The organism is Pseudanabaena sp. FACHB-1998 (assembly GCF_014696355.1).
Lineage (GTDB): Bacteria > Cyanobacteriota > Cyanobacteriia > Pseudanabaenales > Pseudanabaenaceae > Pseudanabaena.
Window position 1 is genome coordinate 33149 of sequence record NZ_JACJQA010000009.1, and the last position, 13466, is coordinate 46614.

The window sequence follows — 13466 nt, forward strand, 5'->3', positions numbered from 1 at the left end:
GCGGCGCTTTGCGCCGCCTTTCCTAATTTGGTTTTATAGCGGTAGCATCAGGTTGTAAAGTAGTGCCATATCTAGAAACTTTTGTCTATGGCTTTTCAACGTGCTAGTGGAATTTTGTTGCATCCGACCTCTTTGCCAAGTAAATTTGGGATCGGAGACTTAGGAGAAACCGCCTATCAGTTCATTGAGTTTTTATCGCGCAGTGGTCAAAAACTCTGGCAAGTGCTGCCCCTTGGCCCAACGGGATATGGAAATTCACCCTATATGAGCTATAGCGCGATCGCAGGTAATCCCTATCTCATTAGTCCAGAGCTTTTAGAAAAGCAGTACTTACTGAAAGAAACGGATTGGGAAGATATTCCTGATTTTGCGTTAGAGAATGTAGATTTTGAGGTGGTGATCCCCTATAAACGCCAGTTATTAGAGCTTGCCTACGATCGATTCAAACGTGGTTATGAAGATCAAGACCCGCAAAATCATCATGATATGTATCTCTTACAAGAGAAATTTAAAAGATTTTGTCAAGAGGAATCGGAGTGGTTAGAAGATTACGTGCTGTTTATGGCTTTGCATGAGCAGAATCCTGAAATCACATGGAATAAGTGGGAACCCGCGATCGCCCAACGTCAACCTCAAGCATTACAGCAAAAGCAAGTGGAACTCGCCGATCAGATCGGATTTCATCGATTCTTGCAATTTATCTTTTTTGATCAATGGCTAACGCTCAAAAAATATGCCAACGATCGCCAGATTAAAATCATTGGGGACATTCCCATTTATGTCTCACACCATAGCGCTGATGTGTGGGCGAATCCCGATAACTTTTCCCTCGATCCTGAAACCTACGAAGTTGCGCTGATGGCAGGCGTACCACCAGACTATTTCAGTGCCACAGGTCAGCTATGGGGCAATCCTGTCTATAACTGGGAATATCTTCAAGAAACTGAATTTTGTTGGTGGATTGATCGCTTCCGCTTTTTAAATCGCTATGTGGATATTATTCGCATTGACCATTTCCGAGGTTTTGAAGCTTTTTGGCAAGTTCCCGCAGGTGAGGAAACTGCCATTAATGGAGAATGGCAACTTGCCCCCGGGACGGAGCTATTTAATAAACTCAATGAAGTGATGGGTGAGCTACCAATTTTGGCAGAAGATCTCGGCATCATTACCCCAGAAGTTGAAAAACTTCGTGATGACTTTGCATTTCCGGGAATGCGGGTGCTGATGTTTGCCTTTGGAGGTGGTTCCGACAATTTCCACCTACCCCACAACTATGTCCGCAATAGCGTGGTTTACACAGGAACCCATGACAATGACACGGCGGTTGGTTGGTGGCAAAGGGCTAGCAAGTACGAAAAGAATTTGTTTTATCGCTATATTGTCGGCTTTGCTACAGGTGAGCCAATCAACTGGGTGTTAATTCGTATGGCACTTGCCTCGGTATCCGTCATAGCGATCTTGCCTTTACAAGATGTTTTGGGCTTAGATAATAGTGCGCGGATGAATGTCCCCGGAACTGCTACGGGTAATTGGAGTTGGCGCTATAGTGATCCAAATTTGCTCAACCAAGATTTAAGCGATCGCTTGATCGAAGTCACTCAACTTTACAGCCGCTAATTTAGAGAGCTTGAGGTATCTTGTAATAATCCCAAAGCCTATGGCGCACGCGCAGCGTGCGCCATAGGCTTTGGGATTTTATATTTAATTACGCTTAAGCCGTTTATTGAGGCTCATAAGATTTAATACCAAAGCACAAAATGGGTGTGCCATTTTGTGCTTTGGTATTAGTGTTGCTTGTTACCCCTTTATAATTACAGTCTTGGGAAACTTGACACAAAATTTGATATGACAATATATATCTATCATTAAATAAATTTCACAAACGATTCCTATAGGTCGTTTTGCCCCAAAAAAATGTCTTCCCTTGCTTTTGAAGTTTTATTCATCATCTTGCTCATTCTTGCCAATGGTATATTTTCGATGTCCGAACTCGCAATTGTCTCTGCTCGTAAAGTGCGACTAGAGCAATGGGCAAAAGAAGGAAATGCCAAAGCCAGAGCAGCTTTAAGACTGATAAGCTCACCTAATAATTTTCTTTCAACGGTTCAAATTGGGATCACTTTAATCGGGATTTTAAGCGGTGCATTAGGGGGCATAACTGTCGCAAAAGGACTCAAGACTTCTCTAGACACAGTTCCTTTGCTGCAACCCTATAGTGAATCCCTGAGTTTTGTGATCGTTGTTGGCTTAATTACTTACCTATCGCTAGTTGTGGGTGAGCTTGTACCAAAGCGTCTCGCCATGAGCAATGCTGAGCGGATCGCCTGTGCGGTTGCGCCGCCGATGCGTTTTCTTGCCAATATTGGTACGCCTGTAGTTTATTTACTCAGTGTCTCTACGGAAGCTTTGCTAAGTGTCTTGGGTATTCAGGCCAACGAAGAAGCCCAAGTTACAGAAGAAGAAATCAAGGTAATGATTGCTCAGGGTGCTGAGTCGGGAATGTTTGAAGAAGCTGAACAAGACATGGTCGAGCGGGTTTTTCGCTTAGGCGATCGCCCGATTAAGGCTTTGATGACTCCTCGCACGGAGATTGATTGGCTCGATATTGATGCACCTTTTGACGAAACCCAGCGCGAAGTCCTAAATAGTGGTCATTCTCGATTTCCCGTCGCTAGAGAAAATCTTGATGATTGTTTAGGTGTAGTGGAGATCCGCGAGTTTCTTAATGCCAGCCTTATGGGTGAGCCAATTGATTTGCTGAAGGTCAGCAGTCCGCCGCTCTATGTAGCCGAAACCGCTAGTGCCTTGAGTGTGTTAGAGCAGTTTAAGCAGTCAGGCGATCGCGTGGCGATGGTGACCGACGAGTATGGCGGTGTTGAAGGCTTAGTCACCCTAACCGATCTACTCGAAGCGATCGTGGGCGATCTGCCATCTAACGATCGCCAAGGCGATCCCGATGCTAAGCAAAGGGAAGACGGTTCTTGGTTAATTGACGGTATGGTGTCTAGCGATCGCCTTAAAGAGATCCTCGAAGTCGAAGACCTCCCCTACGAAGAGGAACGCAACTACCATACTCTAGGAGGTTTAATGATGACCTACCTTAGACATATCCCTATGGTTGGTGAGCATTTCACTTGGGAAACGATGCGCTTTGAGGTTGTGGATATGGACGGAAATCGCGTTGACAAAGTGTTAGTAAGTTTATTACCCCCAGTAGCGCCTGAGGTTGAATCAAAAAACAACCCTAGAAAAGGCTAGTTTAGTCACACAAAAAAAAAGGCGGCGCGATGCGCCGCCTTTTTTTTGTGTGACTAAACTAGCTGCTAATTATTTGCTGGAAAGGGATTAGCTATAAATTTAGGAATTTATTTGTATCTCTACGGAAATTGTTGTATCGTATTCAAATACGGTATTCCCATCAAGATACAGTAGATTATTCTTGGAGATTTAAAGTTCATGCGTTCAAGGCAACATCCCTTTCAAGCCTCAACATCAGTGATTAAGGCGATCGCTAGTCTATTTAAAAACCTCGCTAGCCACAAACTAGCCCGTAAGTTTATATCTTTTTTCTTGGCTGGAGCATTGATTACGGTCACGATGGCAGCTTGCACGGCTAGCAATGAGACACCCACTGCTCAAACAGGTAATTCTACAGCCCAACAAAAATCTGGCGACCCACAGAAAGATGGTGCGCCTAAAAAAGAAGTTGAATTAACCCTCGTGTCCTTTGCCGTTACCAAACAAGCTCACGAAGCAATTATTCCTAAATTTGTAGAGAAGTGGCAAAAGGAACAAAATCAAAAAGTTACCTTTAAGCAAAGCTATGGTGGATCTGGTTCTCAAACCCGTGCAGTTATTGACGGTCTCGAAGCTGATATTGTCCACCTTGCGCTTGCGGCGGATACTAGCAAAATTGAAAAGGCTGGGCTGATTAATAAAGGCTGGGAGCAAGAATACCCTAATGAAGGAATTGTTTCTAAGTCGATACCAGTCCTTGTGACCCGTGATGGAAATCCTAAAAATATCAAGGACTGGTCAGATTTAGAGAAAAGTGGCATTAGCTTAATCACTGCCGACCCCAAAACTTCAGGAGTGGCGCGTTGGAACTTCCTTGCTCTTTGGAATGCAGCAGTAAAGAAAGGTGGCAGCGATGACAAAGCCTTAGAAGCTCTCACGAAAGTGTATACTAACGTGCCAATCTTAACAAAAGACGCTAGAGAAGCTACTGACGCATTCTTTAAGCAAGGTCAAGGCGATGCATTGATTAACTATGAAAACGAGATCGTCCTTGCATCTCAAAAGGGACAGAAAGTTAATTACGTCATTCCTGATGTTAATTTTTCCATCGATAATCCGATCGCAGTCGTTGACAAGAATGTAGAAAAACACGGCACAAAGGAAGTTGCGGAAGCATTTGTAAAGTTCCTTTATTCTCCTGAAGCCCAAACTGAATTTGCTAAGGTCGGTTTCCGTCCAGTAGATGAAACTGTAGCCAAAGAAAAGCAATTTATAGATCTTTATCCGAAGGTCAAAGAACTCTCGACTGTAAAAGATTTGGGAGGTTGGGATGCGATTAATAAGAAATTCTTTGCTGATGGTGCAATCTTTGACCAAATTCAAGGAAAAATCAAGCGTTAATAGATTAAATTGACTTCTCCTAAAAAGAAGGAGCGTCATACCAAAATTAAAAATAGCTGCGCCATTTTTAGTTTTAAAAAACCTTACTGGGTTTGATTTTTATAGCTGTTGCCATTCTTGTTAGGACACAAAACCAGAAGACGAGTTGCGGCGCGAAGCGCCGCAACTCGCTTCTTGAGTTTTGATTTGTTCTAATGCAAGTGACCACAGATATAATTCACAAAAGTGTGATCACACTTTTGTGAATTGGTATAAATCCCTTGTTTGATATAAGATTTTTGAAAATTAAAGACAACATGGTAACGACGACACCTTCTTCTCCGCCTGACCAAAAGCAAAAATCTAATCCCTTGCTGAAATTCCTTGGCAAAATTCCTTGGACATGGGTAATTACCTTTACTTATCTAGCTTTTCTCTTGATTTTGCCGATCATTGCCCTGATCGTTAAATCAGTGAGTGAGCCTTTTGAAAGCTTTTGGAAAACAGCTACCAGTCCCCTTGCCTTATCCAGTTACGAAGTAACCTTTGTGACTGCCTTTGCGGCAGCGGCAATCAATGGGGTATTTGGCACATTAATTGCTTGGGTCATCGTTCGCTACGATTTCTTTGGCAAGCGCTTTCTCGAAGCTGTTGTGGACTTGCCCTTTGCTTTGCCGACTGCGGTGGCAGGGCTTACCCTCGCCACGGTTTATAGCGAAAAGGGTTGGCTTGGCTCCTTGTTTGCGGCTAACGGCGTAATTGGAGCATTGTTTCCCCCTACTGGTATCAAAATGGCTTTTAGCCGTATTGGGGTTTGGCTAGCTATGATGTTTATCTCTTTACCCTTTATTGTGAGGACAGTCCAGCCAGTCCTTACAGAGTTAGAAAAAGAAATTGAAGAGGCCGCTTGGTCACTCGGCGCATCAAAATTTCAAACCTTTATGCAGGTGATTTTACCTCCCCTTACCCCTGCTATTTTGACAGGCGTAGCACTTGGCTTTTCTCGGGCTGTTGGGGAGTATGGCTCCACCGTAATCATTGCTTCTAACACTCCTTTTAAGGATCTAATTACTCCAGTTTTAATCTTCCAACGCTTAGAACAGTATGACTATGTGGGGGCAACAGTGATTGGATTTGTGATGTTACTCATCTCCTTTGTCAGCCTCCTTGCCATTAATCTATTGCAAGCATGGAGTAAGCGCTATGGCTAATCTCAATAGTTCCCTTAATAATTCGCAAAATAATCCTGAACCCGTCAAAATCAAACAGAATAAAAGCTTTGCTCCTGCAATTCTAATTACGATCGCCTTTGTTTATTTAGGGTTAGTCCTGTTAATACCTGCGGCAAATGTTTTTGTTACCGCTTTTAGCAAAGGTTTTACTCCGATTTTGGAAGCGGTCAAGCGTCCTGATTTCCAAAATGCGATCAAACTCACCGTCAGCCTCGCCGTAGTAGCCCTACCGCTAAATACCATCTTTGGACTCAGTGCCGCTTGGGCGATCGCCCGTAATAAATTTCCCGGAAAAGCTTTCCTGCTTAGCATTATCGACCTGCCATTTTCGATTTCCCCCGTTGTTGCAGGTTTAATGATTGTGTTGCTTTATGGCAGACTTGGCTGGTTTGGTTCATGGCTAGAAGCTAACAATATTAAGATTATCTTTGCCTTTCCGGGCATGTTACTTGCCACGATATTTGTGAGTATGCCTTTTATCGCTCGCGAGGTTATTCCTGTACTCGATGAAATGGGAACTGATCAAGAGGAAGCTGCTCGAACTCTTGGCGCAAACGATTGGCAAATCTTTTGGCGAGTTGTGATTCCGAATATCCGTTGGGGCTTGCTCTATGGATTAGTACTGACCAATGCCCGTGCTATGGGGGAATTTGGGGCTGTATCCGTAGTTTCAGGTAATATCGCCAGCAAAACTCAAAGTTTGCCCTTATTTGTTGAGGAATCATACAAACAATACGAAACAGAAGTTGCCTATTCGGCGGCTGTCCTTCTGGCTTTATTAGCTGTAGTTACCCTAGTTCTCAAAGAAATTTTAGAACGTAGAACCCATAATTCACGCAAATAAAGGAGTTAGCTCAATGACCATTGATACTCGCCCAGTCATCAGAGATATCCGCTTGCGTATCCCTGAAGATCTTCACGGAGAGCCTGTTATCTCCCAGTTAACCTCTCGATGTGGGGTAACGGTGAATATCATCTCCGCTACTTTGGGGGTAAATGCTGGCAGTGGTTGGTTTCATCTTTCTCTGACAGGTACTCACGCTCAAATTCAAACAGCGATCGCCTATCTCAACGATCTAGATATAGAAATTTGGGAAGATGAAACTGACTCTCATACTTCTCTTTAATTTCAAACCACAAAATGACTTTGCCATTTAATTTATGGTGGTGCGGCTGCGCCGCACCACCATAAATTAAAGATATTATTTGCAACTCGTTACCTAATTGGGTATACTAGTTATCCGTTCGGCGGCATAGCCAAGTGGTAAGGCAGGAGTCTGCAAAACTCTCACCCCCAGTTCAAATCTGGGTGCCGCCTTCAAACGAAATATCAAACAAAAGAAAGAACTATTGCTAAGCAATAGTTCTTTCTTTTTACCAAGCTGTATTTTCAGCGATCTGCTTACCCTCGGTTTGCAAATATTCTAAAAAGGCTTGGGCAACTACCGATAGTTGCTTACCTGCAAGATGAATGACATACCAATTGCAAGGGATCGGGAAATGCTCAACATCTAAGATGGCAATTTGACCAGACGCTCCCTCAAGGGCGATCGTATGGCGCGACAAAATCGAGATTCCTAGCCCTCCAGCGATCGCCTGTTTAATCGCTTCATTGCTCGATAGTTCCATTTTGACCTTGGGCGTAATTTTATGCTCATCAAACAACTTCTGCACATATCCCCTCGTACCTGATCCCCCCTCTCTAGTAATAAAAGGCTGATCCGCCAACTTTTGAATTGGAATATTTTTTTCATGAGCCAATGGATGATCATGATTGGCAAGCACAACCAAGGGATTTGATAAAAATTGATGAGCCTTTACATCTGGCTCATCAGGAACTTGACTCAATATATATAGATCATCTTTGTTATCGGCAAGTCTTTCTAAAATTCCACTATGATTGGTTACCTTCAGTGATATTTCAACCCCCGGATAACGCTGACAAAAAGGACCAAGCAATCTAGGGATCACGTATTTAGCAGTTGTTACCACCGTAATTTTGAGATATCCCTGTTTTAAGCCTTTCATATCCGCAACACTCATTTCAAACTGCGATATGCGCCCAAAGACCTCCTGACAAGTTGTAAAAAGTTCTTTACCCGCTTGAGTCAAAAATAGTCGCTTGCCAACTTGCTCAAATAAAGGCATCCCGATCGCCTTGGTTAAATGCTTAATTTGCATCGAAACAGTTGGCTGAGTTAAAAATAACTCCTCGGCAGCACGAGTATAGCTACCATGACGAGCCGCCACCTCAAAAACCTGCAATTGGTGCAGGGTAATATGGCTAGCTAATTGAGAATCTGTTAGACGGGAACTCATAGGAAACAAAATCATAGACTATATTCTATGATTTTATCATTAATACCTACTTTTGATCTATAATTAAAAACATAAGATAAATCTAAAAATATTTATCTTTATAATTCCCTTTTCTGTAATACCAATTGCAGGAGTACAAATCCAAGAAGCGAATTGCGGCAATTCGCTTCTTGGATTTGTGTCCTGATAAGAATGGCAACAGCATATAAAACCTGTAGTGCACCCTTTGTTATATTCTTTCGGTAGAAAGGGAGTAACTATAAATTCCTAATGTTTTTTCAGAAGCTTTTGTGAGGTAGGTCGAACAATGAGATTAAAGCAGCAAGTTGCGGATTTATTTAGAGCTTTTGCCATCTTGTGCAAAGACGAGAGCTTCTTGAAAGCTATCAGCAAGATTGAAAATTTTGTCTCTAAAATTTTGGCAATTACTCTAGTATTTGTGATTTTTATAGCGCTTCTAGACCTACTCAAGCTTCTGACCGTGGATTTGTTTTTCACCGATCCCAAGGGGGTATTTACTGCGCCATTACTGAAAATATTTGGGATGTTCTTGAATGTATTGATTGCCCTCGAACTTATGGAAAATGTCACGGCTTACCTACGTCAGCATGTAATTCAGTTAGAGTTGGTGATTATTACAGCTTTGACTGCGGTTGCTCGTAAAATTGTCATTTTTGATAGCAAGTCCGAAGGCGATCTAACAGGATTAGCGATCGCCGTTCTGTCGCTCTCCATTAGTTACTGGATTGTCCGCAGTCAAAACATCAAATACAAGGGATGATAAAACGGGCTTTGCGCGTTTTATCATCCCCATCAATGGGATCTTCTAATGCTAAAATTGTGGCAAGCTGTTCATCTATATATTCAAACTTTACAAACAAAGCTATATGACACAATCATTAAGTAACTTTCTAGGCAGCCTTGTCGCAGGCGGCGTAGTTCTTGGACTCATCTTCGGCGCATTGTATATTGTTAGCCAAAAAGACAAAATCGTTCGCGGTCGTTAGTATTTCACTCTAAATTAAACCCCAAGAATAGAGGGGCGGCGCTTTGCGCCGCCCCTCTATTCTTGGGGGCATCAAACGAACCACTAGGAAATTTTTGAAAACTTTGCTTCGCAAAGTTTTCAAAAATTTCCTAGATTTGGATTTGAGCGCAAAGCGCTGTAAGGTCAGAAATTTGCATCAGTGTATAGCGGAGTATTGTTATACTGAGGGATAAAAGATTGTCTAACCAATAAACCGCATAATCGGCGGCAAGAATGCAGGTATTTAGGAGAAATATAGAACCATGATCAACATCGGTGGCAACCCGCTAATGATTCTTTTGGCAATCGTTGCCGCTCTAGGAGGTGTAGGGTTATATTTTGTGCGAAATTTTCGCCCTGAGCTAGCCCGCGACCATGATATCTTTTTCTCGGCGATCGCCCTAGTATATGGAATCATCTTGCTAGCTTTTAATTTCCGTATGGAAATTACAACACAGTTAGCCCAAGTCCTAGTAGTTGGTTTTGCAGGTTGGTTTGCGGTAGAGTCCTTGGTATTGCGCCAAGCTCTGGCTAACCAAGCTCGTAGAGCGCCCTCTAGTCCCTTGGTGGATGATGAAGAACCCATTGGTTCTGACTATCGTGTGGAAATCGATCCTACCCGTGAAATTGCGCCCCGTCGCGATCGCGACTCAGCACGTCGGATGCGTGGTTCCATATCTAACAGCGCTGAAGCCAGTGAGTTACGTGGAGATACTACTGATGAACGTCGCTCCCGCCGTTCTAAAGGCAGTACCAGCAACAATGATTCGGTGATTGATATTGACGAAAGCGATATTCGTCCTGTCAGCCCGAAGCGTCGTCCCCGTCCTAGCGGTGATGCTCCCAGTAGCGATCGCCCTAGCAGCGATCGTCCTAGCAGCGATCGTCCTAGAAATCGCAGTGGTGAATCCGAAAACTTTGATAATAGCGAATCCCCCAGAGATTCGGCTCCATCTGGACGTAGGCGTAGACCATCTAGCCGCCCCACGGCATATTCAAATAATGAATCACCAGATCCTGACGATTTTTAAGTTTATTTGATACCGTTAACTTTATATTTATTTCTGAACTGATCTAGATCTAACTGATTTAACTTGGTTTAAGTTTACGAGTCTTTATAAGCTTTGTAAGGTAGTGTTAAATTAGCTTTTCACAGCTCCTTACATTTAATTTGATCAACCATTACTTGGGCTTTCGATCAACCGTGAGTTATTGCGTTAATCCAACCTGTGCTAATCCGAATAACGAGCCATTCGCCATTAACTGCGCGAGTTGTGGTTCTAATTTAAAGCTGCGAAATCGTTATCGGGCAAGTCGTCCCCTGGGGAAAGGGGGATTTGGAGCCACATTTCTGGCTGCTGATGAGGGGCTGCCCGGATTTCCCTCTTGCGTGGTCAAGCAATTGCGCCCCAACACTCAATCCCCTAGTGTCATGAAAATGGCGCGTGAATTATTTGAACGGGAAGCTTTTACCCTTGGTAAGATTGGTAGCCACCCGCAAATTCCGCGTTTGCTAGATTATTTTGAGGAAGATAGTAATTTCTATCTCGTCCAAGAGTTTGTTGATGGGGAAACTTTAAAGCAAGAATTTGAGCGGCGCGGAGTATTTAGCGAAATTGAGATTCGTAAGATACTGACAGAGATTTTTCCTGCTCTAGGCTTTATGCATGAGAATGGGGTCATCCATCGAGACATTAAGCCTGCCAATATCATGCGCCGTAAGCAAGATGGACAATTGGTGCTAATTGACTTTGGTGCTGTTTCTAGCCAAGTTAATAAACCCTCTAGTGAGGAAGATCCCAGTGGTTTGTTGACCAATTTCGCGATCGGCACACCCGGATTTGCGCCACCTGAGCAGATGGCGATGCGCCCTGTATACTCCAGCGATCTCTATGCAACTGCCATGAGTTGTTTGTATTTGATGACGGGGCGATCGCCTAAAGACCTACCACACGATCCTTATACAGGCGAAATCAACTGGAAATCTCAAGTTAAGCTTGGCGATCGCATGAGGGTAGTTTTTGAGAAACTACTTCAACAGTCCGTCTCGCAAAGATTTCGCTCTGCCGAAGAAGCTCTACGAGCGCTAGAGTCTGGTGGTGTAGTAGAGGAGACTCCCAAGGCAGTTACGCCCGTTAACTATGCGTCTTCTACTCCTTCTTCCGTAAACGTTCGTCCTGCAACCAATACGCAACTACCAAATTCTCGTATTCAGTCGCAGAAGTATGGCTCTCAGGGATCTCAATTTGATAGCGGTATGCTGACTACGGGCAATACTCGTTCTGGTAGTCGGATTAATGGCGAACTTAAAGGGGGGCGTAAGGTTATTGTTGAATACAGTCAAGGTAAGCGTAATTTTGCCAATCAGGACTATTCTAAGGCTGCCTTTGGTAGCGCGACCTTATCTGGGATCGTGATGAGTCGCTCGAAACTCGTCGAGGCAGATTTTTGTCATACCGACTTGACAGGGGCAAGCTTTCAAGGAGCAAACCTGTCGCAAGCAAAGTTAAATAGTGCTAATTTGCGTGAAGCAAAAATGCAGCGTGCAGTGCTGGTTAAATCAGATTTAGGTAGTGCGTCAATGATCTTGGCAGATTTGCGCGAAGCCAATTTGCAATCAGCCTATATGAGTAAAGCCGATTTATCAGGTGCAAATCTCAGTGGGGCAAACCTAAAAGGAGCCTATCTCAGTCAAGCAAATCTCAGTGGCACAAATCTGTGTGGCGCAGATTTAAAAGGAGCCAAAATCTCCGACGAACAGCTATCTCAAGCAAAAACTAATTGGGGAACTATTCGCCCTGATGGTAGCAAGCGCCTATTTTAATTCTAAGAATAGGATGCGCGTCGCGCATCCTATTCTTGTGTCTATCTATATGTACGGATATTAAGATTGTGAGACTTACGGATAATCAATTAGTTGTTCTATTTACGGAGCTTTTGGGAGATGACCGAGTTATAGCTTTTGATAGCCTCAAATCCCATGTGCATCAGCGCATCGTGCAAAGTCTTACACCTGATAGTCTCTCGCCCGCCTGTGTAATTTATCCCCAAAGTATTAACGAACTAGCCAAGGCGATCGCCCTAGCCTATGAGCATCGATTGCGGGTGCTGCCCTGCGGTAACGCAACAAAATTGGATTGGGGTGGCTTAGTTAGTCGCGCCGATGTGGTGGTGAGTACATCGCGACTAAATCAGATCATTGAGCATTGTGTCGGTGACCTTACAGTAACGGTGCAAGCGGGGGTGAAGTATCAAGATTTGCAAGCAGTCTTAGCTGAGAAAGGACAGTTTTTAGCAATCGATCCTCCCTATAGTCCAGATGCAACGATTGGCGGCATTTTGGCAACAGGTAGTGCAGGTTCATTGCGGCATCGCTATAACAGCGTGCGCGATATGTGCTTGGGGATCGAGTTTGTACGCTCCGATGGCGAAGTAGTCAAAGCAGGGGGGCGCGTAGTTAAAAACGTGGCTGGCTATGACCTCATGAAATTATTAACGGGTTCCTATGGGACTTTGGGGATTGCGTCCACGATTACTTTTAGACTTTATCCTTTGCCCGAATTTACTCAAATTGTCGTAGTTACGGGGGCATCTGAGGCGATCGCCCAATTACAGCAGCAAATTAGTAAATCAGTATTAACTCCTACGGCTTGCGATTTATTATCGGCTTCAGCAATTCTAAAATTAGGTTTAGGTGAAGATATTGGTTTAGCAATTCAATTTTCGAGCCTTAAAGTTAGCGTCATCGAACAATGCGATCGCGTGGCAGCCCTTGCCAAAGAATTGAATCTACAGGTTCAGATGATTGATCAAGTTCAAGATTTTTGGCGATCGCTAGAAAATTTGTTATGGCAAAGCGAACTTCGCAATTCGGAGCAATCATCTATAATTCAATCGATTGTCTGCAAATTAGGGATTTTATCATCAGGAAGTACTGCGCTCATTCAGCAATGCGAACAAATTTTTAGCACTCAATCCTATTTCCTCCAAATTCATGCTGGCAGTGGTTTAGGCATATTGCAAGTAGAAGATGGACAAAATCTGGAGATTGCTAATCAGCTAGCAAAAGTAAGAAGTATTACTGAATCCCATAGTGGATTTTTGACAATTCTCGAAGCTCCTCAAGATTTGAAATTTAATAGCATTTTGGGCAATGTTTGGGGATATACAGGCAATGCTCGCGATTTAATGATGAAAATTCAACAACAGTTTGATCCTAGAGGCTTGCTCAGTTGCGATCGCCTGAATTGTTAGAGTGGCGGTGCAAAGCG

The 13466-nt window shown here is 43.5% G+C and carries 12 protein-coding genes and 1 tRNA gene; 12 read left to right on the forward strand and 1 reads right to left on the reverse strand.

All coding sequences use genetic code 11. The annotated features are described in order from the left end of the window. Positions 1-87: 87 nt before the first annotated feature. The 7 genes from malQ to H6F42_RS04660 all read left to right on the forward strand — a co-directional run bounded on the left by malQ (position 88) and on the right by H6F42_RS04660 (position 7167). Positions 88-1617 carry a 4-alpha-glucanotransferase gene (gene malQ, locus H6F42_RS04630; protein ID WP_190398194.1) on the forward strand — a complete coding sequence of 510 codons (1530 nt, stop codon included), beginning with the start codon at positions 88-90 and terminating at the stop codon, positions 1615-1617. A gap of 297 nt (positions 1618-1914) precedes the next feature. Next, the gene (locus H6F42_RS04635) at positions 1915-3258 is read left to right on the forward strand and encodes a hemolysin family protein (protein WP_190398195.1); all 1344 of its coding nucleotides are present in this window, start codon (positions 1915-1917) and stop codon (positions 3256-3258) included. 198 nt (positions 3259-3456) lie between these two features. Then, positions 3457-4638: a sulfate ABC transporter substrate-binding protein gene (locus H6F42_RS04640; RefSeq protein ID WP_190398196.1), complete on the forward strand. Its 1182-nt coding sequence runs from the start codon at positions 3457-3459 to the stop codon at positions 4636-4638. Positions 4639-4934: 296 nt separating this feature from the next. Further along, on the forward strand, positions 4935-5828 hold the full coding sequence (gene cysT / locus H6F42_RS04645) for a sulfate ABC transporter permease subunit CysT (protein ID WP_190398197.1): 894 nt from the start codon (positions 4935-4937) through the stop codon (positions 5826-5828). After that, positions 5821-6693 (forward strand): sulfate ABC transporter permease subunit CysW, encoded by an 873-nt coding sequence (cysW, locus tag H6F42_RS04650; RefSeq protein ID WP_190398198.1) that lies wholly within the window; start codon positions 5821-5823, stop codon positions 6691-6693. Before cysT ends, cysW begins: the two co-directional genes overlap by 8 nt. Positions 6694-6706: 13 nt before the next feature. Next, positions 6707-6976 carry an NIL domain-containing protein gene (locus tag H6F42_RS04655; RefSeq protein WP_190398199.1) on the forward strand — a complete coding sequence of 90 codons (270 nt, stop codon included), beginning with the start codon at positions 6707-6709 and terminating at the stop codon, positions 6974-6976. A gap of 120 nt (positions 6977-7096) precedes the next feature. Then, positions 7097-7167 (forward strand) — tRNA-Cys (locus H6F42_RS04660). Positions 7168-7223: 56 nt separating this feature from the next. Here H6F42_RS04660 and H6F42_RS04665 read toward each other — a convergent pair. Further along, complete coding sequence (locus H6F42_RS04665; protein WP_277873807.1) at positions 7224-8183, reverse strand: LysR family transcriptional regulator; 960 nt, start codon at positions 8181-8183, stop codon at positions 7224-7226. Positions 8184-8475: 292 nt separating this feature from the next. On the opposite strand from H6F42_RS04665, the gene H6F42_RS04670 reads away from it, so the two are divergent. The 5 genes from H6F42_RS04670 to H6F42_RS04690 all read left to right on the forward strand — a co-directional run bounded on the left by H6F42_RS04670 (position 8476) and on the right by H6F42_RS04690 (position 13449). After that, on the forward strand, positions 8476-8949 hold the full coding sequence (locus tag H6F42_RS04670; protein WP_190398200.1) for a phosphate-starvation-inducible PsiE family protein: 474 nt from the start codon (positions 8476-8478) through the stop codon (positions 8947-8949). 106 nt (positions 8950-9055) lie between these two features. Beyond that, positions 9056-9175 (forward strand): photosystem II reaction center X protein, encoded by a 120-nt coding sequence (locus tag H6F42_RS04675; RefSeq protein ID WP_190398201.1) that lies wholly within the window; start codon positions 9056-9058, stop codon positions 9173-9175. Between the two features lie 283 nt (positions 9176-9458). Further along, positions 9459-10226, forward strand: coding sequence for a Ycf66 family protein (locus tag H6F42_RS04680; protein ID WP_190398202.1), 768 nt, complete (start codon positions 9459-9461; stop codon positions 10224-10226). Between the two features lie 173 nt (positions 10227-10399). Then, positions 10400-12019: a pentapeptide repeat-containing protein gene (locus H6F42_RS04685; RefSeq protein ID WP_190398203.1), complete on the forward strand. Its 1620-nt coding sequence runs from the start codon at positions 10400-10402 to the stop codon at positions 12017-12019. 68 nt (positions 12020-12087) lie between these two features. Next, entirely contained in the window at positions 12088-13449 is a 1362-nt protein-coding gene (locus H6F42_RS04690; RefSeq protein ID WP_347272285.1) for an FAD-binding oxidoreductase, read from the forward strand. Positions 13450-13466 lie beyond the last annotated feature (17 nt).